Below are 19726 nucleotides of genomic sequence, written 5' to 3' on the forward strand. Positions count from 1 at the left end.
ATCCTACCGGCGCGCTCGGCGCGCGCCGGGCCGCTCCTAGCCCTGCCCGCCCATGCCCGCGCCGGGCAGCCGCGTGATCTCGGCCTGCGGGTCCTTCACCTCGCGCATCGCCTGCGTCGAGAGCGGGATCGCCTCGGTCTTCGAGCCGTCGAGGTTCGGTCCGCCGCGACGCGGCTGCGCCATGCGCCGCGCGAGCACGCGGACGAGCCACGAGAGCGTGATGTTGATCGCGAGGAAGATCGCGAGCATGACGAAGAACATCGAGAGCGCGTACGGGCCGCCCTGGCGGTCGTAGAAGTCGACGAGCTGCCGGCCGATGCGGATGATCTCGGGCGAGCCGACGATGTAGCCGAGCGAGGTGTCCTTCAGCAGCACGATGAGCTGCGCGAGGATGATCGGCAGCATGATGCGGAACGCCTGCGGGAGCTCGATCTCGAGCGTCGTGCGGAGCGGCGTGAGGCCGATCGCGAGCCCGCTCTCGCGCTGCCCCTTGGGGAGCGACTTCATGCCGGCGCGGAGCGCCTCGCCGATGATCGCGCCGTTGTAGACGATGAGCGCCCACACGACGGCCCAGTACGCGCCGGTCGAGAAGACGATGAGGATGAAGAGCATCATCAGCAGCACGGGCATGCCGCGGAAGAACTCGAGCACGATCGTCACCGGCACCCGCACCCACTTCGAGGGTGCGCTGCGGAGGATCGAGAACACGACGCCGAGGATGAGTGCGCCGACGGCACCGATCGCGGCGATCGTGAGCGTCGTGCGGAGGCCCACCATGAGCCCGCGGGCGCCGAACCACAGGTCCTCGGTCTGGAAGATGTCCCAGCGGTCCTGGTAGAACGCGCCGCCGAGCCAGAGCTGGTAGGCGCCGAGGGCGAGCGCCGCGACCGCGACGACGGCGAAGACGATCGAGAGGATGCGCGAGCGCCGGATGGCGTTCGGTCCCGGGGCGTCGAAGAGGACGGAGCCGCTCATCGCTGCACGCTCCACTTGCGCTCGAGGTGGTCGACCAGCTGGCCGAGCGGCACCGTGAGGATCAGGTAGCTGAGGGCGATGCCGACGAAGATCTGCAGCGCCTGGTCGCCGTACGTGTTCGAGAGCCGGTGCGCGACCGAGACGAGCACGAAGACGAAGAAGCCCATCGCGACGGACGAGTTCTTGATGAGCGCGATCACGACGTTGATGAGCGGCGGGAGCACGCTGCGGAAGGCTTGCGGCAGCACGACGAGGCCCATGGTCTGGCTGAACGTGAGGCCGATCGAGCGGGATGCCTCCGCCTGACCGATCGGCACGGAGTTGATGCCGGAGCGCACCGCCTCGGCGAAGAACGCGCTCGTGTAGTAGGTGAGCGCGATGATCGCGCCGAGCTGGAAGTCGAGGATGAGGCCGAGCTTCGGGAGCACGAAGGCCGTGAAGAAGAACACGAGCGTGAGCGGGGTGTTCCTCGCCACCTCCGTCCACACCGTCGCGACGACGCGGAGCGCCGCGACGGGCGAGACGCGCATGCCGGCGAGCAGGATGCCGATCGGCAGCCCGAACAGCGTGGTGGCGCCGGTCAGCAGCAGGGTCATCCACATGCCCTGCAGCCACAGCGGCCAGTTCTCGAGTAGTGCTTGCATCAGTCCCTCATCCGACCACCGGGTGCGGGAGGAGGTCCTCCCGCACCCGGTGACGTGGATCGATCAGTAGCGGTCGACGGCCGGGAACTCCGGCGTGGGCAGGACGATGCCCGCGGTCTGCTCCCAGAGCGAGTCCATCGTGCCGTCGGCCTGGGCCTCCTCGAGGACGTCGTTGATCCAGGCGCGGAACGCGTCGTCGCCCTTCGTGAGGCCGATGCCGTAGGGCTCCGAGGTGAACGTCTCGCCGTCGTTCACGAGCTCGAACTCGCCCGCGTTCTGGTCGACGAAGCCGGCGAGGATGACGTTGTCCGTCGTCACCGCGACGACCTGGCCGTTGCGCAGCGGGTCGAGGCAGTTCGAGTAGGTGTCGGTCGCCTGCAGGTTGGCGCCGTACTCGTCGACGATGCGGGCCGCGGGCGTCGAGCCCTCGACCGAGCAGACCGAGAGGCCCGAGACGTCGTCGGGGCCGGTGATGCCCTCGGGGTTGCCCGCCTGCACCATGAGCGCCTGGCCGGCCTCGTAGTACGGCCCGGCGAAGTCGACCTTCTCCTTGCGAGCGTCGTTGATCGTGTAGGTCGCGACGACGAGGTCGACGGTGCCGTTCTCGATGAACGTCTCGCGGTTGGCGGAGACCGTCTCCTCCCACTGGATGTCCTCGAACGCGATGCCGAGCTCGGCCGCGATGAGCGAGCCGACCGCGACGTCGAAGCCCTCGGGCGCGCCGTCGGGGCCGACGAGGCCGAACAGCGGCTGGTCGAACTTCGTGCCGATCGTGATGGAGCCGGCCTCGGCGAACTCCGCCATGGTCGAGCCCGCCTCGAACTCGGGCGACTCCGCGACCTCGAGGCCGTAGGGGTGGTCGCTCGTGGTGGCCGAGCCGGTGTCGGTCGGCTCCTCCGGCGCCTCGGACGAGGTCGTGCCGGCGGGGCCGCCGCACGCGGTGAGCGCGAGGACCGCGAACGCGGCCACGCCGAGCGTGAGCTTGCTGCGCATGGTGCTTCTCCTTCTTCGGGGGTGCTGGGACTTGCGGATCAGTGCGTCAGGATCTTCGAGAGGAAGTCCTTGGCGCGCGCCGACTGGGGGTTCGAGAAGAACGACTCGGGCGTCGAGTCCTCCACGACCTTCCCGTCGGCCATGAAGAGCACGCGATCGGCCGCCTTGCGGGCGAAGCCCATCTCGTGCGTGACGGTGATCATCGTCATGCCGCCGTGGGCGAGCTCGACCATGACGTCGAGCACCTCGTTGATCATCTCGGGGTCGAGCGCGCTCGTCGGCTCGTCGAAGAGCATGAGCTTCGGCTCCATCGCGAGCGAGCGGGCGATCGCGACGCGCTGCTGCTGGCCGCCCGAGAGCTGCGCGGGCATCTTGTGCGCCTGGTTGGCGATGCCGACGCGCTCGAGCAGGTGCATCGCGCGCTCCTCGGCGTCCTTGCGCTTCAGGCCGCGCACCTTGATGGGGCCGAGCGTGACGTTCTCGAGGATCGACTTGTGCGAGAAGAGGTTGAACGACTGGAAGACCATGCCGACGTCGGCGCGCAGCTGCGCGAGGGCCTTGCCCTCCTTGGGCAGCGGCACGCCGTCGATGCGGATCTCGCCCGAGTCGATCGTCTCGAGCCGGTTGATCGCGCGGCAGAAGGTCGACTTGCCGGAGCCCGAGGGGCCGATCACCACGACGACCTGACCCTTGGGGATCGAGACGTCGATGTCGTTCAGGACGTGGAGGTCGCCGTAGTGCTTGTTGACGTGGTCGAGCTCGACGAGGGGCTGCATGCGCTCATCAAAGCACGGCGCGCGCGGTCGATTCGTCCCGCAGCGCCCGATCGAAACGCAATGGTTACACGCCGCGCTGGGCGAGCGCGCTCTGGTAGAGGCAGACGGAGGCGGCGGTCGCGAGGTTGAGCGACTCGGCGCGGCCGTAGATCGGCAGCCGCGCGGCGCGGTCGGCGAGCGAGAGCGTCGCCTCGTCGAGGCCGCGCGCCTCGTTGCCGAACAGCCACGCGGTCGGGCCCGACAGCATCCCCTCGCCCTGGAGCGCGACGAGGTCGTCGCCCGACACGTCGGCGGCGAGCACGGTGATGCCCGCGGCCTGCGCGGCGGCGACGGCGTCGGCCGTCGAGGCGCCGACGGAGACGTCGAGGTGGAAGAGCGAGCCGGTCGTCGAGCGCACGACCTTGGGCGAGAAGGGGTCGACGGAGTTCGCCGTGACGACGACGGCGGATGCGCCTGCCGCGTCGGCGGCGCGGAGGATCGTGCCGAGGTTGCCCGGGTCGCGCACCTCGTGGAGGATCGCGACGAGCGGGTGCTCGGCGGCCGCGGCGCGCTCGATCGCGGCCTCGAGCGAGACGGGCGACTGCTTCGCGACCGCGACGATGCCCTGCGGCCGCACGGTGTCGGTCATCGCCCTGAGCGCCCGGTCGGAGACGGCGGTGAGCTGCCGCGCGTCGACGCGGTCGAGCAGCTCGGGGTGGCGCTCCCGCGCCGCATCGGTCGCGAACACCTCGACGAGCGTCGCGGGCGCGAAGCGCAGCGCCTCGTCGAGCGCGGCCGGTCCCTCCAACAGGAACAGCCCGGTCTCGGACCGGGCTGTTCGCTGCTGGAGCTTGGCAGCCGCTCGCACGCGAGGCGCGCGGGGGCTGTCGAGCATGTCAGGCCGCGTTCTGCGGAGCCGAGGTGTCGGCGGGCAGGGCGGCCTTGGCCGACTCGACGAGCGCGGCGAACGTCGCCGGCTCGTTGACCGCGAGCTCGGCGAGCATGCGGCGGTCGACCTCGATGCCCGCGAGGCCGAGGCCCTGGATGAGGCGGTTGTACGTCAGGCCGTTCGCGCGCGACGCGGCGTTGATGCGCTGGATCCACAGGCGGCGGAAGTCGCCCTTCTTCGCCTTGCGGTCGCGGAACGCGTAGACGTGCGAGTGGAGCAGCTGCTCCTTCGCCTTGCGGTACAGCCGCGAGCGCTGGCCGCGGTAGCCCTCGGCCTGCTCGAGGATGACGCGGCGCTTCTTGGCGGCGTTGACGGCCCTCTTGACACGTGCCATGAGTGGTTCTCTCTCTTCGTCTCTACTTCGTCGCGCGCGTCAGCGGGCGAGCAGCTTCTTGATGGTCTTGGCGTCGGCGGGCGCGAGCACCTTGTCCTTGTTGAGGCGGCGCGTCTGGACCGACGACTTGACCTCGAGGTTGTGGCGCATGCCGGCCTGCTGCTTGCGGATCTTGCCGGTTCCCGTCACCTTGAAGCGCTTCTTGGCACCGGAGTGCGTCTTCTGCTTGGGCATTCTTCTCTCCTACTCGGATGCTGGCTTGTCCGCGGGCTTGCCTGCGGGCTTGGCCTTGGGTGCCGCGGGCTTGACCGCCGAGGGCACCGCGGGCTTGGCCCCGGGCTTCGGGGCGGCGGGCGTCGCGGCGGGCTTGGGCGCTGCGGATGCAGCGGGGGTGCCTGCCGCGGGTGCGGCAGCGGGCTTTGGCATCGACGCCGGGCGCGGCGCGTTGGCCGGCGTGGGCGCGATGGTGCGGGGCGCCTGGCGCGGCCGCGAGTCGGAGCGCGGCTCGCTCGAGCGCGATTCCGAGCTGCGCTCGGACGACGGGCGCGACGGACGGTCGCTCGACGGGCGGTCGCTCGACGAGCGCGACGAGCGGTCGGGGCGCGAGGAGCGGTCGGAGTCGGTGCGCGGCACGCGCATCGGCTCGCCGCTCGGCGGTGCGGGCGTGCGCGCCGGCGCCGGTCGCGGCGCGGGGCGCGAGGCCTCGAGCTCGGCCTGGCGCTGGGCCTTGCGCTCGGACTCCTGGCGGCGCTTCTCCTGCGCGGCCTTGCGCTGCTCGGAGCGAGCAGCGTTCTGCTCGGTCTTCGCGTCGGCCTTCGAGCGCAGCGGGCCCACGACCATCGTCATGTTGCGGCCGTCGAGCGTCGGCGACGACTCGACGACGCCGTACTCGCGGATGTCCTCGGCGAAGCGCTGCAGCAGCTTGGCACCCATCTCCGGGCGCGACTGCTCGCGGCCGCGGAAGAGGATCATGGCCTTGACCTTGTCGCCGCCCTCGAGGAACCCCTGCGCGCGCTTGCGCTTCGTCTCGTAGTCGTGCTCGTCGATCTTGAGGCGGAAGCGGACCTCCTTGAGGACCGTGTTCGCCTGGTTGCGACGGGCATCCTTCGCCTTCTGCGCCTGCTCGTACTTGAACTTGCCGTAGTCCATGATCTTGACCACGGGCGGCCGCGCGGCGGGAGCGACCTCGACGAGGTCGAGCTCTGCCTCGCGGGCAAGGCGAAGGGCATCCTCGACCCTCACGACGCCGACCTGCTCGCCGGCGGGGCCGACCAGACGGACTTCTGGGACGCGGATGCGCTCGTTGATGCGGGGATCGCTGATCGCGGGCTCCTTCTCGTTGCTGCTGTGTGCTGGTGCACGGCGAACGAGGAGCCGAATACGCGCGATGTGCCACGTGGCTCAGCACGAGCCGCTGCGCATCGAGTGACGCGCGCCGCTGTGCCGCTGACCCGTTAGCCTGGAACGACTGCGGGTGGGATTGCTCCTCTTTCACCTCCGGGCGAAAGCCCGAAACCTGCAGAACTCTACCAGAGACCAGCCTTCAGGAGAAGAGCGCGATGACTGACGCGATCGAGCACGACCACGACGACGACGCTCTCGCCGAGGCGCGCGACATCGCCGACGTCCCGGCGGTGGAGCTCATCAACACCGTCGCCATCCACCTGCTGAGCGCTGCGGCGGTCAAGGTCGGCCTCGCCGACGACCCCGAGCAGCAGATCGACCTCGACGAGGCGCGGAAGCTCATCAACGCGCTCGCGGGCCTCGTCACCGCGGCCGCTGCCGAGGTCGGGAGCGTCCACGCCGCGCCGCTGCGCGACGGCCTGCGCTCGGTGCAGCTCGCGTTCCGCGAGGCGAGCGCGATCCCCGACGCGCCGGGCAAGGGCCCGGGCGAGAAGTACACCGGCTCGGTCGTCTAGCGACCGGCCGCCTCACCGCCGCTCGGCGCGCGTGACCGCCGCGAGCGGCGGTGCCGAGAGCGGCAGCGGCGAGGCTCCGCCGTCCCAGCGGTGCACGCGCAGCGCGAGGCTCTCGACGCGCGCTCGCAGCACCTCCGCCGCGCCGAGCGCGCTCGCGGCGCGGCCGACCTGCTCGGCGGCATCAGCTGAGCCGTCGACGAGCGCGTGCACCTCGAGGTCGGCGCCCGCGAGCCGGCAGCGCGGATCGCCGGTGGCGAGCACGACCGCCTGCACCGCCGGTTGCTCGAACAGCGCGTCGAGCACGGCCTCGTGCACGGCCGCATCCTCCGCGCCCCACGCCCACGGCGCATCCGCCAGCACCGCCTCGAGCATCGTGCGCCCGAGCACGAACTCGCTCTCCGAGCCCGGATCGAGCACGATCCGCCCCGGTCCGTCGAGCGCGGCCGCTGCCGCCCGCTGCACGCTCGAGGGCACGGGCCGCGCGGCCGCGTTCCAGGCCTGCATCGCCTGCACGTGCGAGAACATCGGCAGGATGGGCGCTCCGTCGGGACCGTGCACCGTCACGATCGAGAGCTCCTGCGTCTTGTCGATCGTGCGGCCCCGCTCGTCGACGCCCGTCTCCCCCGCCGCCGCGACCAGCGGCACGAGCACGCGCTCGCCGCGGAGCGTCTCGACGACGGCTGCTCGACCCGCGCTGCCGTCGGCGAGCGCGCGCACCGCCTCGAGGTAGCCGGCCGGTGCCGAGCCGTCGTCGTCCGCGTAGGTCGTGTCGTGGTGGTGGAACGAGCGCCCCGCCCAGGGTCGGCCGGCCGAGTCGGCGTCGCGGCCGGGCGTCGGGCCCGGCATCGCCTACTGGCCCGCGACGTCGAGCGCCGCGGCGAGCGTGAACGCGCCGGCGTAGAGCGCCTTGCCGACGATCGCGCCCTCGACGCCGTGCGGCACGAGCTCGCGGAGCGCGGCGATGTCGTCGAGGCTCGCGACACCGCCGGAGGCGACGATGGGCTTCTCGGTGCGCTCGCCGACCTGCCGCAGCAGCTCGAGGTTCGGGCCCTTGAGGGTGCCGTCCTTCGTGACGTCGGTGACGACGTAGCGGCTGCAGCCGGCGGCCTCGAGCCGGTCGAGCACGTGCCACAGGTCGCCGCCGTCCTCGGTCCAGCCGCGCGCGGCGAGCGTCGTGCCGCGCACGTCGAGCCCGACGGCGATCTGGTCGCCGTACTCGGCGATGACGGATGCGGTCCACTCGGGGTTCTCGAGCGCGGCGGTGCCGAGGTTGATGCGCTTGACGCCGGTCGCGAGGGCCGCCTCGAGCGAGGCCTCGTCGCGGATGCCGCCCGAGAGCTCGACGTTCACGCGGCCCTTCGACGCCTTGATGACCTTGCGGATCACGGCGCGGTTGTCGCCGCGCCCGAAGGCGGCGTCGAGGTCGACGAGGTGCAGCCACTCCGCGCCCTGCCGGATCCAGTCCTCCGCGGCGTCGACCGGGCTGCCGAACGAGGTCTCGGTGCCCGCCTTGCCCTGCGTGAGCCGCACCGCCTTGCCGCCTGCGACGTCGATCGCGGGCAGCAGCTGCAGCTTGGGCGACTGGTTGAAGTCGGTCATGGGATGCGTTGCCTTCCGGACGGTGGCCGCGGCGCGGTGGAGCGTGCGGCCGGGTTGGATCAGAGCCCGCGGACCCAGTTCTCGAGCAGGCGCACGCCCGCTTCGCCCGACTTCTCGGGGTGGAACTGCGTCGCCGAGAGCGGGCCGTTCTCGACGGCGGCGATGAACCGCTCGCCGTGCTCGGCCCACGTGACGGCGGGCTGGCGCATGCGCGGGTGCGGGTCGATGCCCCACTCGGTGACGCCGTAGGAGTGGACGAAGTAGAAGCGCTCGTCGGCGAGGCCCGCGAAGAGCTGCGAGTGCTCGGGCGCCTCGACCTGTGCCCAGCCCATGTGGGGCAGCACGTCGGCCTGCAGGCGCCGCACGGTGCCGGGCCACTCGTCGAGGCCGCGCGTGTCGCCGCCGCCCTCCTCGCCGGAGGAGAAGAGCACCTGCATGCCGACGCAGATGCCGAGCACGGGCCGGCTGCCGGCGAGCCGGCGGCCGATGAGCTCGCCGCCGTGGATCGCCTGGATGCCCTCCATGCACGCGGCCATCGAGCCGACGCCGGGCACGACGAGGCCGTCGGCCTCCATGATCGCGGTGCGGTCGGCCGTCAGGCTCACGTCGGCGCCGGCCGCCTCGAGCGCCTTCGCGGCCGAGTGGACGTTGCCGAGCCCGTAGTCGAGCAGCGCGACGCGCTTGCGCTGGGCGGTCACAGTGCGCCCTTCGTCGACGGCACGCCGGTCACGCGGGGGTCGGGCTCGACCGCGACGCGCATCGCGCGCGCGAAGGCCTTGAACTCCGCCTCGGCGATGTGGTGCGGGTCGCGGCCCGCGAGCACCTCGACGTGCGCCGTGAGGCGGGCGTTGAGCGCGATGGCCTCGAAGGCGTGGCGCACGAGCGAGCCGGTGAAGTGCCCGCCGATGCGGTGCAGCTCGAAGCCCGCGGGCTCGCCGGAGTGCACGAGGAACGGGCGGCCAGAGAGGTCGACGACGGCGCGCGCGAGCGCCTCGTCGAGCGGCACGGTCGCGTCGCCGTAGCGGCGCACGCCGCGCTTGTCGCCGAGTGCCTCGCCGAGCGCGAGGCCGAGCGCGATCGCGGTGTCCTCCACCGTGTGGTGCGCGTCGATCTCGGTGTCGCCGCTCGCCTCGACCGTCAGGTCGATGAGCGAGTGCTTCGAGAACGCCGTCAGCATGTGGTCGAAGAAGGGCACCGTCGTCGAGATCGAGGAGGTGCCGGAGCCGTCGAGATCGACGGTGAGGCGGATGCTCGACTCGCTCGTCGTGCGCTCGATGGTTGCGGTGCGGGCCATCCTTCGATCCTAGTCCGCGCGCAGCTCGGCCATCGCGGCCAGCACGGCGCTCGTCTCGCCCCTCGTGCCCGCGGTGATGCGCAGCGTGCCCGGCAGTCCGACATCGCGCACGAGGATGCCGCGCTCCAGCAGGGCGCGGAAGGTCGCCTGCGGGTCGTCGACGCCCCCGACGAGCACGAAGTTCGCGTCCGACGGGTAGGGGCGGTAGCCGAGCCGGGAGAGCTCCTCGACCATGCGGTCGCGCTCGGCGCGCAGGTCGTCGACGCGCGAGAGCATGGCGTCGCTGTGGCGCAGTGCCGCGACGGCCGCCGCTTGGGTGATGGCCGAGAGGTGGTAGGGCAGCCGCACGAGCCGGAGCGCGTCGATGACGGCCGGGTGGGCGGCGAGGTAGCCGACCCGCATGCCGGCGAACGCGAAGGCCTTGCTCATGGTGCGCGAGACGAGCAGCCGTGGGTGCCGCTCGAGCAGCGTGAGGGCCGTGCGGTCGCGGTCGCGTGCGAACTCCGCGTACGCCTCGTCGACGAGCACGATGCCGCGCGCCGCATCACAGGCCGCCTCGATCGTCTCGAGGTCGATGGCCGTGCCGGTCGGGTTGTTCGGCGAGCAGAGGAACACGACGTCGGGGTCGTGCTCGGCGATCGCCGCGCGGACGGCGTCGGCGTCGACGGTGAACTCCTCGTCCCTCGGCACCGGGACCCACCGCATCCCCACGCCCTGCGCGAGCAGCGGGTACATCGAGTAGGTGGGGGTGAACGACAGCAGCGTGCGACCGGGACCGCCGAAGGCCTGGAGCACGTGCTGGAGCACCTCGTTGGAGCCGTTGCCGGCCCAGATCTGCTCGGGCGTCACGCCGCGGCCCAGGTAGCGCGCGAAGGAGCGGCGCAGCTCGTCGAACTCGCGGTCGGGGTAGCGGTTGGCGTCGGGCAGGGCGCGCGCGACCTCCTGCACGATGTCGAGCGCGACCTCCTCGGGCACCCGATACGCGTTCTCGTTGACGTTGAGCCGCACGGGGACCTCGAGCTGCGGTGCGCCGTAGGGCGTCAGCCCGCGGAGGTCGTCGCGGATCGGGAGGTCGTCGAGGCTCGTCACCGATCCAGCCTAGGACTTCGGCGGATGCCGTCGGCCGCGCGCGACCCGGTGGCGGCGCGTGCTGCTCAGTCGGCGTACTGCGCGGGGATGGCGAGCCGCTCGCCCGGCTGGATGGCGCCGGCGATGCCGTTGAGCAGCTCGATCTCGGCGATGACGTCGCGCGGGTCGGCCTCGGGGGCGACGGCCTCGGCGATCTGCCAGAGCGACTGGCCCGGCACGACGGTGATGTGCTCGAACTCGGCGGTCGCGGTCGAGGAGGAGGCGACGGCACCGGCGACCGCGTCGCCGATGAGGCCTGCGCCGGCGAGCGCGCCGAGGGCGAGCACGGGCGCGGCGACGAGCAGCGCGAGGGCGCGGCGGCCGCGAGCGGTCATGCGCAGGCGGAGCGTCGGTGCGGCGCCGGCGGTGGCGGTGATGGCGATGGCGGTCATGAGTGCCTCCTCTCGATCCAGTCCGAGGACTGGGATCCGCAGCCGGTGCTCGGCCGGGAGCACCGGCTGCGAATCTCTGTTTCGAATCTACTTTCGAACTGCCGCACGCGTCAACCCCGTCGCGGGAACTTTCTCCACGACTCGCTCGAACGTGCGTTTGATCCGGGCGTACTCTCGGATACGCTTTCGAACCACCAGGAGTCCATCAGGCACCACTGACACGCGGGGATCGGGGCAACGGATGACGAGGCAGCTCACCGAGAAGCAGCAGGCGATCCTGCAGGTGATCCAGCGCGCCGTGAAGCAGCGCGGGTACCCGCCGAGCTACCGCGAGATCGGCGACGCCGTCGGCCTCTCGTCGCTCTCGAGCGTCACGCACCAGCTCGGGCAGCTCGAGCTCGCCGGCTGCATCCGCCGCGACCCGGCTCGGCCGCGCACGATCGAAGTGCTCGTCGACGACGAGATCGACGAGTCGGTCGGCTCGATCCAGCAGGCGGCGTTCGTGCCGCTCGTCGGCCGCATCGCCGCGGGCATCCCGATCACGGCCGAGGAGCAGGTCGACGACGTGTTCCCGCTGCCGAAGCAGCTCGTCGGCTCCGGGGATCTCTTCATGCTGCAGGTCGTCGGCGACTCGATGATCGACGCCGCGATCTGCGACGGCGACTGGGTCGTCGTGCGTCAGCAGCGCGATGCCGTCAACGGCGACATCGTGGCGGCGATGCTCGACGGCGAGGCGACGGTCAAGGTGTTCAAGCAGCGCGACGGCCACACGTGGCTGCTGCCGCGCAACTCGGCGTTCGAACCCATCCTCGGCGACGAGGCCGAGGTGCTCGGCCGCGTCGTCGCGGTCCTCCGCGCGGTGTAGTTGCGCCCGAAGGACTCAATGCCGCGCAGCGGCGCTGAGTCCGAAGGGCGCAAGATCGAGTAGGCGGCCGCAGGCCGCCGTACCGAGATCTCGACGAGCGACCCAGCCAGCCGGGGCCCCGGCCACGCAAGATCTATGCGACCACGAACTCCGCGAGCTGCCCCGCGGCAGCCGCGGTGACCATCGCCTCGACGCGCGTGCCGTCGGCCTCGTAGTCCTCGCGGAGCACCTCGAAGCGATCGTGCAGCATCGCGATGATGTCGCCGCGATCGAAGGGCACGAGCAGCGAGACCGCGACCTCAGGCCGCGGCAGCAGCTCGGCGAGCCGCTCGAGGATCTCGTCGACGCCTTCGCCCGTGCGAGCGGACGCGAAGATCGCGTCGGGCTGCAGGCCGCGCAGCACGAGCCGATCGTCGTGGCTCACGAGATCCGCCTTGTTGAACACGACGATCTCGGGGATGGACCGGGCACCGGTCTCCCCCAGCACGTCGCGCACGGTCGCGATCTGCGACGCGGGGTCGGGGTGGCTCGCGTCGACGACGTGCACGATGACGTCCGACTCGGCGACCTCCTCGAGCGTCGAGCGGAACGCCTCGACCAGCTGGTGCGGCAGGTCGCGCACGAAGCCGACGGTATCGGCGATCGTGAACTCGCGGCCGTCGGGCGTCTGCGTCCGCCGCACGGTCGCGTCGAGGGTCGCGAAGAGCGCGTTCTCGACGAGCACCCCCGCGCCGGTGATGCGGTTGAGCAGGCTCGACTTCCCGGCGTTCGTGTAGCCGGCGATCGCGACGCCCGGCACCTCGTTGCGGTCGCGGTTCGCCCGCTTCGCCTGGCGCGCGGGGCCGAAGCCCTTGATCTGCTTGCGGAGCCGTGCCATGCGCGAGTGGATGCGCCGGCGGTCGAGCTCGATCTTCGTCTCACCGGGGCCGCGCGAACCCATGCCCGCACCCTGCCCGCCGACCTGGCCACCGGCCTGGCGCGACATCGACTCGCCCCAGCCGCGCAGGCGCGGCAGCAGGTACTCGAGCTGCGCGAGCTCGACCTGCGCCTTGCCCTCTCGGCTCGTCGCGTGCTGGCTGAAGATGTCGAGGATGACCGCGGTGCGATCGATGACCTTGACCTTCACCCGGTCCTCGAGCGCGCGCCGCTGGCTCGGCGAGAGCTCGCTGTCGGCCACGACCGTGTCGGCGCCGAGCTCCTTCACCATCGCCGCGAGCTCCTCGGCCTTGCCGCGGCCCACGTAGGTCGCGGGGTCGGGGTTCGGTCGCCGCTGGAGGACCCCGTCGAGCACGCGCGCGCCAGCGGTCTCGGCGAGCGCGGCGAGCTCGCGGAGCGAGTTCTCGGCGTCGTCGGCGGCGCCGCTGTAGACGCCCACGAGCACGACGTTCTCGAGCCGCAGCTGGCGGTACTCGACCTCGGTGACGTCCTCGAGCTCGGTGCGGAGGCCGTCGACGCGGCGGAGCGCGGCGCGCTCCTCGCGGTCGAGCTGGTCGCCGTCGACGTCGCTGTGCGCGTCGTCGTCCTGCAGCGCCTGCGCGCGCTCCGCGAGCAGCTCGCGCTCGCCGGGCTCGGCCCACGCGAGGATGCGCTCCATCGCGCGCCCGCCGTCGGTGCCGTCCTGGGCTTCTGCCATGCGTTGCTTCCTTCTGTACTGTCGGATCCGTGTCGGACCACTACTTCTCGCCCGATCCTGCCGCGCCCGAGTCGGTCCGGACGCTCCGGGTGCCGATCGCGGGTCGAGAGCGGGAGATGGTGACCGCCGCCGGCGTCTTCTCCGGCGACCGCCTCGACGTCGGCACTGCGGTGCTGCTCGATGCCGTGCCCGCGCCGCCCGCGAGGGGCGAGCTGCTCGACCTCGGCTGCGGGTGGGGGCCGATCGCCGCGTCGCTCGCGCTCCGCTCCCCCGATGCCCGTGTCTGGGCCGTCGACGTCAACGCCCGAGCGCTCTCGCTCGTGGAGCGGAATGCCGAGCTGCTCAGTCTATCAAACATCGTGCCGTCGATGCCAGAGCGCGTTCCTGCCGATGTGCGCTTCGACGCGATCTGGTCGAACCCGCCGATCCGCATCGGCAAGCGGCAGCTGCACGAGCTGCTCGAGACGTGGATCCCGCGGCTCGCGCCGGGCGCGACGGCCTGGCTCGTCGTGCAGAAGCACCTCGGCGCCGACTCGCTGCTGCGCTGGCTGCAGGAGCGCTTCGACGGCTTCGACGTCGAGCGCGCCGACTCCAGGAAGACGTACCGCATCATCGCCGTCACGGCGCCGGACTGAGCGCCTCTCCGCGGAAGACGATCTCCGCGGGCCCCGTGAGCCACGCGTGGCCGCGGGCGTCGACGTCGACCTCGAGCCGCCCGCCCGGCACGTCGACGATCCAGCGGTCGGCGGCCCCACCCGACCAGTGCCGGGTCGCGAGGGCCGCGGCGACGGCGCCCGTGCCGCACGAGAGGGTCTCCCCCACGCCCCGCTCGTGCACGCGCATCCGGATCGAGCCGATGCCGTCGGCGATGACGCCGGGGACGACGAACTCGACGTTCGCGCCGTCCTCGGCGACGGGGTCGAGCGAGGGGGGCCGGTGCAGGTCGAGCGCGTCGAGCTCGGCCGCGTCGGCGAGCGCGACGACGACGTGCGGGTTGCCGGTCGAGACGTCGAGGCCGGGCCTCGCGACGTCGAGGCCGTCTGCGGCCACGAGCCGCGTGCCGCCGAGCTCGAACGGGCCGAGGTCGACCGCGAGCAGGCTGCCGTGCCGCACGACTCGCTTCACGCCGGCGCGCGTCGCCACGTCGATCGAGCCGCCGTCCGGCAGCTCGGCGAGCCCCTGCTCGAGCAGGAACCGCACGAACACGCGCACGCCGTTGCCGCACATCTCGCTCGCGCTGCCGTCGGCGTTCCAGTAGTCCATCGCCCACGTGCCCTCGGGCGCGGCGTCGAGCACCGCGTCGCCGGTGCGGCCCGCCGGCACAGCGCGGATGACCCCGTCGCCCCCGATGCCGAAGCGCCGGTCGGCGAGCGCGCGCACCTCGCCCGGTAGCAGCGGCCGCTCGCCTGCCGGGTCGGCGACGAGCACGAAGTCGTTGCCCGTGCCGTGGCCCTTCGCGAATCCGGTGGCGTGCATCGTCATCCCCCCAGGCTAGCGACCGCGCGCTGTGCGAGCTCGGCCGCGTCTGCGGGCGGCGCGGCCGGGTAGCGCTGGAACCACGACACCTGTCGACGCGCGTAGCGACGGGTGAGGGCCTGCGTGCGCTCGATGGCCTCGACCTCCGTGATCCGGCCGTCGAGCTGGTCGAGGGCCTGGCGGTAGCCGATGGCCTGCTGCGCGGTCGTGCCCCGCTCGATGCCGGCCTCCCGGAGCGCTCGCGCCTCGTCGACGATGCCGAGCCGCCACATCCCCAGCACGCGCTCGTCGAGCCGTGCGACGAGCTCGACGCGGTCGACGCGCTCGTGCTGGATGATCGTCGGCCGCGCGAGCGATCGCTCGTCGGGAAGGCCGACGCGGAACGGCTCGCCGGTGAGGGTGACCGCCTCGAGCGCGCGCACGAGCCGGCGGCCGTTGTGCGGCCCGATCGCCTCGGCGGCCGCCGGGTCGAGGGCGAGCAGCCGCGCGTGCATCGCGGCGGCGCCGGCCGCCTCGAGCTCCGCCTCGAGCCGGGCGCGGAGCTCCGCGTCGGTCGCGGGGAACTCGAAGGCGTAGAGCACGCTCGAGGCGTAGAGCCCGCTGCCGCCCACGAGGATCGGCACCGCGCCGCGAGCCTCGATGCCGGCGACGACGCTCGCCGCCTCGTCGCGATAGGCGGCGACCGCCGCGTCCTGCCACGGCTCGAGCACATCGAGGAGGTGGTGGGGGTGCCCGCGGCGCTCCTGGGCGCTCGCCTTCGCCGTGCCGATGTCCATGCCGCGGTAGAGCTGCATCGCATCGCAGTTGACGATCTCGGCGCGGACGCCGAGCGCGACCACCGCGTCGGCGATGGCGAGCGACCTGGCCGTCTTGCCGGTGCCGGTGGCGCCGACGACGGCGATGAGGGTCACGTGCCGATGCGGAGCGTCGGCAGGCCGAGCGAGACCGGGCGCCCGGCCCCGGCCCCGGCCCCGGCCCCGACGAGCGAGGGCACGCCGCACGAGTCGGCCTGGCCGCGGTCCCAAGCGTCACCGGCGCGCGTGCGCCGTACGGCGATCGGGCCCTGGTCGGCGAGCAGGTGGAACGGCGCGGCGTGCGTGACGCGCACGGTGGCGATGTCGCCGGGCCGCGGCGAGTGGCCGCCGGGCGCGAAGTGCACGAGCCGGTTGTCCTCGGCGCGACCCGAGAGGCGATGCGTCTCGGCATCCTTCTTGCCCTCGCCGACGGAGACGAGCACGTCGACCGTGCGGCCGACCTGCGCGAGGTTCTCCTCGAACGAGATGCGGTCCTGCAGCGCGACGAGCCGCTCGAAGCGCTCCTGCACGACCGCCTTCGGCACCTGGTCGGGCATCGTGGCCGCGGGGGTGCCGGGACGGATCGAGTACTGGAACGTGAAGGCCGAGGCGAAGCGCGACGCCTCGACGACGCGCATGGTCTCCTCGAAGTCGTCGTCGGTCTCCCCGGGGAAGCCGACGATGATGTCGGTCGTGATCGCGGCGTGCGGGATGCGCTCGCGCACCTTCTCGAGGATGCCGAGGAACCGCGCGGAGCGGTAGGAGCGCCGCATGGCGCGCAGCACGCGGTCCGAGCCGGACTGCAGCGGCATGTGGAGCTGCGGCATGACCGCGTCGGTCTCCGCCATCGCGTCGATCACGTCGTCGGTGAAGGCGGCGGGGTGCGGGCTCGTGAAGCGGACGCGCTCGAGCCCGTCGATCTCACCAGCGGCGCGCAGCAGCTTGCCGAACGCGAGCCGGTCGCCGAACTCGACGCCGTAGGAGTTGACGTTCTGCCCCAGCAGCGTCACCTCGAGCGCGCCGTCGTCGACGAGCGCCTGCACCTCGGCGAGGATCTCGCCCGGGCGACGGTCGCGCTCCTTGCCACGCAGCGACGGCACGATGCAGAACGTGCACGTGTTGTTGCAGCCGACCGAGATCGACACCCAGCCGGCATAGGTCGACTCGCGCTTGGTCGGGAGCGTCGACGGGAACACCTCGAGCGCCTCGAGGATCTCGACCTCCGCCTCGCCGTTGTGGCGGCTGCGCTCGAGCAACGCCGGCAGGGAGCCGATGTTGTGGGTGCCGAAGACGACATCGACCCACGGCGCGCGATCGACGATCGTCGCGCGGTCCTTCTGCGCGAGGCAGCCGCCGACGGCGATCTGGAAGCCGGGCCGCTCGCGCTTGGTCTTCGCGAGGTGCCCGAGGTGGCCGTAGAGCTTCTGGTCGGCGTTCTCGCGCACCGCGCACGTGTTGATGACGATGACGTCGGGGCGGCCGTCGACGGCCTCGGCGTACCCGGCCTCCTCGAGCGATCCGCGGAGGCGCTCGGAGTCGTGCACGTTCATCTGGCACCCGAAGGTCTTCACCTCGTAGGTGCGCAGCGCGGCGGTCGTGGACATGCCCTCCAGCGTACCGAGCGGCGACCGCCCCGAAGCGTCAGTCCTGCGTGGCCGTGAGCGTGTAGCTGCTGCCGTTCGTGCCCTCGCCCGAGAGGTCCATCCGACCGTCCTCGGCCGTGCCGGTCACGGTGAGGCCGAAGTTGCCGGGCTGCAGGCCGGTGATCGTGATCGTGACGTCGGATGCGTCGCCGTCCCACACGTCGGCGGGCGAGTCGTAGGTCTCGCCGGACTCGCCCCACTGCGTGATGTCGACCGTGCCGTCGGCGTTGAGGGTGAATCCGAAGGGGGCGACGACCTGGTCGATGCCGCCGGACCACGACGTGCCCTCGAGGCTGCCCGCCGTCCCCGTGCCGGTGCCGCCGTCGCCGGAGCCGCCGCTCGTCGGGGGCGGCATCTGGATGCAGCCGGTGAGCGCGAGCAGGGAGGCGGCGGCAATCGCGGGGACGGCGATCAGCTTGGTCTTCATGCCGGCCAACCTAGCTCTCCAGCCTGGACGCGATCCGGGGACCTCGCGCCGGTGGTCCTCAGCGGAACCGCGGACCGCGCGGTCGCGAGCGCTCGATCGCGAGGCGCACGGCCCCACCGCTGAACCCCCGCCGCTGCAGCCAGCCGGCGAGCCGTCGCTCGGCCGTCTCATCGTCGAGCGATCCCATGCGGCGCCGCCGGTCGGCGGCCGCATCGATCGCGCGCTGCAGCTCGTCGTCGCGGTCCGGCTCGTCGAGCACGGCGGGGTCGAGGCCGCGCTGGCGCAGCGCCGCGGCGATCCCGCGCTCGCCGAGCTGCTTGCGCTCGCGGAGGCGCTCTGCCTCGTCGCGCGCGAGCTGCTCGTCGTCGAGGTAGCGCTCGTCGACGAGCCGGTCGAGCACCGCCGCGCGCACGTCGGGCTCGACGTCGCGCTTCGCGAGTGCCCGGTCGAGCTCGAGGCGGCTCGCACCGCGCCGACCGAGCGCCCGCAGCGCGATCGACCGCGCCGCATCCTCGTCGATGGGCTCGAGGGGCGTGCCGTCGTCGTCCCGCTCGACGGCACGACCGCGCGAACCGGCGCTGAGGCGGCCGCGCGGCGCGTGCCGCGCGGTGCCGGACCGCTCCAGAGGATGGGCCTCGGGCTGGTCGCCGGAGCGCTCGTCGCGCCCGGCGATCCAGCTCGAGAGCTGGGTCACCCCGGCGAGCCGGTCAGCGTCGCTCACGCGCCCTGGCGCTCCTGTCGGCGCGCGTCGAGCGACTCGACGCCCGCTTCGGGCGCGGCGGCGCCGATGCCGAGCTTGCCGAGGATCTGCCGCTCGATCGAGCCCGCGATGTCGGGGTTGTCGAGCAGGAACTGGCGTGCCTTCTCCTTGCCCTGGCCGAGCTGGTCGCCGTCGTAGGTGTACCAGGCGCCGGACTTGCGGACGATGCCGTGCTCGACGCCGAAGTCGATGAGGCTGCCCTCGCGGGAGATGCCGACGCCGTAGAGGATGTCGAACTCGGCCTGCTTGAACGGCGGCGCCATCTTGTTCTTCACGACCTTGACGCGCGTGCGGTTGCCGACCGCGTCGGCACCGTCCTTGAGCGTCTCGATGCGACGGATGTCGAGGCGCACCGAGGCGTAGAACTTGAGCGCCTTGCCGCCGGCGGTCGTCTCGGGGCTGCCGAAGAAGACGCCGATCTTCTCGCGCAGCTGGTTGATGAAGATCATCGTCGTGCCGGTCTGGTTGAGACCGCCGGTGAGCTTGCGGAGCGCCTGCGACATGAGGCGGGCCTGGAGCCCGACGTGGCTGTCGCCCATCTCGCCCTCGATCTCGGCGCGCGGCACGAGCGCCGCGACGGAGTCGATGACGATGATGTCGATCGAGCCGGAGCGGATGAGCATGTCGGCGATCTCGAGCGCCTGCTCACCGGTGTCGGGCTGGGAGACGAGCAGCGAGTCGATGTCGACGCCGAGCTTCTTCGCGTACTCGGGGTCGAGCGCGTGCTCGGCGTCGATGAACGCCGCGATGCCGCCGCCCCGCTGGGCGTTGGCGATCGCGTGGAGCGTGAGCGTCGTCTTTCCCGACGACTCCGGGCCGTAGATCTCGATGATGCGGCCGCGAGGCAGGCCGCCGATGCCGAGCGCGGCGTCGAGGGCGATCGAGCCGGTCGGGATGATCTCGACGGGCGCGCGCTCCTCGCTGCCGAGGCGCATGACGGACCCCTTGCCGAACTGACGGTCGATCTGCGCGAGCGCCGCCTCGAGCGACTTGTCGCGGTCTGCGGGTGTGGGCATGTGCTTGCCTTCCGTTTCGGTGATGGCGCTCACGCTACGTCGGGCCGCTGACATGCGTGCGACCCCGGTCCCGGCCTGTGGACAGTCCCGTCGAGCACTCTCAGCCTACGCGCGGATCGAACGCATCTTC

24 protein-coding genes are annotated in these 19726 nt (G+C 72.2%); 3 read left to right on the forward strand and 21 right to left on the reverse strand.

All coding sequences use genetic code 11. The annotated features are described in order from the left end of the window. Positions 1-36: 36 nt before the first annotated feature. The 8 genes from ACP7BI_RS04835 to infC all read right to left on the reverse strand — a co-directional run bounded on the left by ACP7BI_RS04835 (position 37) and on the right by infC (position 6039). The gene (locus tag ACP7BI_RS04835) at positions 37-975 is read right to left on the reverse strand and encodes an amino acid ABC transporter permease (protein WP_425844100.1); all 939 of its coding nucleotides are present in this window, start codon (positions 973-975) and stop codon (positions 37-39) included. After that, complete coding sequence (locus tag ACP7BI_RS04840; protein WP_425844101.1) at positions 972-1619, reverse strand: amino acid ABC transporter permease; 648 nt, start codon at positions 1617-1619, stop codon at positions 972-974. The genes ACP7BI_RS04835 and ACP7BI_RS04840 overlap by 4 nt, the downstream gene beginning before the upstream one ends. Positions 1620-1682: 63 nt before the next feature. After that, positions 1683-2612, reverse strand: coding sequence for a glutamate ABC transporter substrate-binding protein (locus ACP7BI_RS04845; RefSeq protein ID WP_425844103.1), 930 nt, complete (start codon positions 2610-2612; stop codon positions 1683-1685). Positions 2613-2650: 38 nt separating this feature from the next. After that, positions 2651-3388, reverse strand: coding sequence for an amino acid ABC transporter ATP-binding protein (locus tag ACP7BI_RS04850; RefSeq protein WP_211449674.1), 738 nt, complete (start codon positions 3386-3388; stop codon positions 2651-2653). A 64-nt stretch (positions 3389-3452) separates the two neighbouring features. Beyond that, on the reverse strand, positions 3453-4262 hold the full coding sequence (locus ACP7BI_RS04855) for a TrmH family RNA methyltransferase (RefSeq protein ID WP_425844106.1): 810 nt from the start codon (positions 4260-4262) through the stop codon (positions 3453-3455). Between the two features lies 1 nt (position 4263). Continuing rightward, positions 4264-4650: a 50S ribosomal protein L20 gene (rplT, locus tag ACP7BI_RS04860; RefSeq protein ID WP_021011814.1), complete on the reverse strand. Its 387-nt coding sequence runs from the start codon at positions 4648-4650 to the stop codon at positions 4264-4266. A gap of 39 nt (positions 4651-4689) precedes the next feature. Continuing rightward, complete coding sequence (gene rpmI / locus ACP7BI_RS04865; protein ID WP_021011813.1) at positions 4690-4884, reverse strand: 50S ribosomal protein L35; 195 nt, start codon at positions 4882-4884, stop codon at positions 4690-4692. A 9-nt stretch (positions 4885-4893) separates the two neighbouring features. Further along, the gene (gene infC / locus ACP7BI_RS04870; RefSeq protein WP_425844564.1) at positions 4894-6039 is read right to left on the reverse strand and encodes a translation initiation factor IF-3; all 1146 of its coding nucleotides are present in this window, start codon (positions 6037-6039) and stop codon (positions 4894-4896) included. A 170-nt stretch (positions 6040-6209) separates the two neighbouring features. On the opposite strand from infC, the gene ACP7BI_RS04875 reads away from it, so the two are divergent. Continuing rightward, entirely contained in the window at positions 6210-6569 is a 360-nt protein-coding gene (locus tag ACP7BI_RS04875; RefSeq protein WP_425844108.1) for a DUF1844 domain-containing protein, read from the forward strand. Between the two features lie 12 nt (positions 6570-6581). Here ACP7BI_RS04875 and ACP7BI_RS04880 read toward each other — a convergent pair whose 3' ends face one another. From ACP7BI_RS04880 to ACP7BI_RS04905, 6 genes are all read right to left on the reverse strand, one after another. Further along, entirely contained in the window at positions 6582-7415 is an 834-nt protein-coding gene (locus ACP7BI_RS04880; RefSeq protein WP_425844110.1) for an SseB family protein, read from the reverse strand. A gap of 3 nt (positions 7416-7418) precedes the next feature. Then, the gene (priA, locus tag ACP7BI_RS04885; protein WP_211449681.1) at positions 7419-8168 is read right to left on the reverse strand and encodes a bifunctional 1-(5-phosphoribosyl)-5-((5-phosphoribosylamino)methylideneamino)imidazole-4-carboxamide isomerase/phosphoribosylanthranilate isomerase PriA; all 750 of its coding nucleotides are present in this window, start codon (positions 8166-8168) and stop codon (positions 7419-7421) included. A gap of 59 nt (positions 8169-8227) precedes the next feature. Beyond that, a complete protein-coding gene (gene hisH / locus ACP7BI_RS04890; protein ID WP_425844111.1) occupies positions 8228-8866 on the reverse strand; it encodes an imidazole glycerol phosphate synthase subunit HisH in 639 nt (212 codons plus the stop codon). After that, positions 8863-9462, reverse strand: a complete 600-nt coding sequence (hisB, locus tag ACP7BI_RS04895) for an imidazoleglycerol-phosphate dehydratase HisB (RefSeq protein ID WP_425844112.1) — start codon at positions 9460-9462, stop codon at positions 8863-8865. The genes hisH and hisB overlap by 4 nt, the downstream gene beginning before the upstream one ends. 9 nt (positions 9463-9471) lie before the next feature. Beyond that, positions 9472-10551: a histidinol-phosphate transaminase gene (locus ACP7BI_RS04900; protein ID WP_425844114.1), complete on the reverse strand. Its 1080-nt coding sequence runs from the start codon at positions 10549-10551 to the stop codon at positions 9472-9474. 65 nt (positions 10552-10616) lie between these two features. Continuing rightward, positions 10617-10982: a hypothetical protein gene (locus ACP7BI_RS04905; protein ID WP_425844115.1), complete on the reverse strand. Its 366-nt coding sequence runs from the start codon at positions 10980-10982 to the stop codon at positions 10617-10619. A 241-nt stretch (positions 10983-11223) separates the two neighbouring features. Between ACP7BI_RS04905 and lexA the strand changes: the two genes are divergently transcribed. Continuing rightward, entirely contained in the window at positions 11224-11847 is a 624-nt protein-coding gene (gene lexA / locus ACP7BI_RS04910) for a transcriptional repressor LexA (protein WP_425844116.1), read from the forward strand. 133 nt (positions 11848-11980) lie between these two features. Here the strand turns inward: lexA and hflX are convergent, their stop codons facing one another. Next, on the reverse strand, positions 11981-13441 hold the full coding sequence (gene hflX / locus ACP7BI_RS04915; protein WP_425844565.1) for a GTPase HflX: 1461 nt from the start codon (positions 13439-13441) through the stop codon (positions 11981-11983). A 68-nt stretch (positions 13442-13509) separates the two neighbouring features. Between hflX and ACP7BI_RS04920 the strand changes: the two genes are divergently transcribed. Then, a complete protein-coding gene (locus ACP7BI_RS04920) occupies positions 13510-14115 on the forward strand; it encodes a class I SAM-dependent methyltransferase (protein ID WP_425844118.1) in 606 nt (201 codons plus the stop codon). Here ACP7BI_RS04920 and dapF read toward each other — a convergent pair. The 6 genes from dapF to recA are packed head-to-tail and all read right to left on the reverse strand — an operon-like array spanning position 14099 to position 19596. After that, positions 14099-14956: a diaminopimelate epimerase gene (gene dapF / locus ACP7BI_RS04925; protein ID WP_425844566.1), complete on the reverse strand. Its 858-nt coding sequence runs from the start codon at positions 14954-14956 to the stop codon at positions 14099-14101. The genes ACP7BI_RS04920 and dapF overlap by 17 nt on opposite strands. Before the next feature lie 2 nt (positions 14957-14958). Next, positions 14959-15867: a tRNA (adenosine(37)-N6)-dimethylallyltransferase MiaA gene (gene miaA, locus ACP7BI_RS04930; RefSeq protein WP_425844119.1), complete on the reverse strand. Its 909-nt coding sequence runs from the start codon at positions 15865-15867 to the stop codon at positions 14959-14961. Beyond that, the gene (gene miaB, locus ACP7BI_RS04935) at positions 15864-17354 is read right to left on the reverse strand and encodes a tRNA (N6-isopentenyl adenosine(37)-C2)-methylthiotransferase MiaB (RefSeq protein WP_425844120.1); all 1491 of its coding nucleotides are present in this window, start codon (positions 17352-17354) and stop codon (positions 15864-15866) included. The genes miaA and miaB overlap by 4 nt, the downstream gene beginning before the upstream one ends. A gap of 37 nt (positions 17355-17391) precedes the next feature. After that, entirely contained in the window at positions 17392-17820 is a 429-nt protein-coding gene (locus ACP7BI_RS04940; RefSeq protein ID WP_425844122.1) for a hypothetical protein, read from the reverse strand. A gap of 58 nt (positions 17821-17878) precedes the next feature. Further along, positions 17879-18541, reverse strand: a complete 663-nt coding sequence (locus tag ACP7BI_RS04945; RefSeq protein WP_425844123.1) for a regulatory protein RecX — start codon at positions 18539-18541, stop codon at positions 17879-17881. Next, positions 18538-19596, reverse strand: coding sequence for a recombinase RecA (recA, locus tag ACP7BI_RS04950; RefSeq protein WP_211449702.1), 1059 nt, complete (start codon positions 19594-19596; stop codon positions 18538-18540). The genes ACP7BI_RS04945 and recA overlap by 4 nt, the downstream gene beginning before the upstream one ends. Positions 19597-19726: the final 130 nt, after the last annotated feature.

It is taken from the genome of Agrococcus sp. TSP3-2-1 (genome assembly GCF_049897585.1).
Taxonomy (GTDB): Bacteria; Actinomycetota; Actinomycetes; order Actinomycetales; family Microbacteriaceae; genus Agrococcus.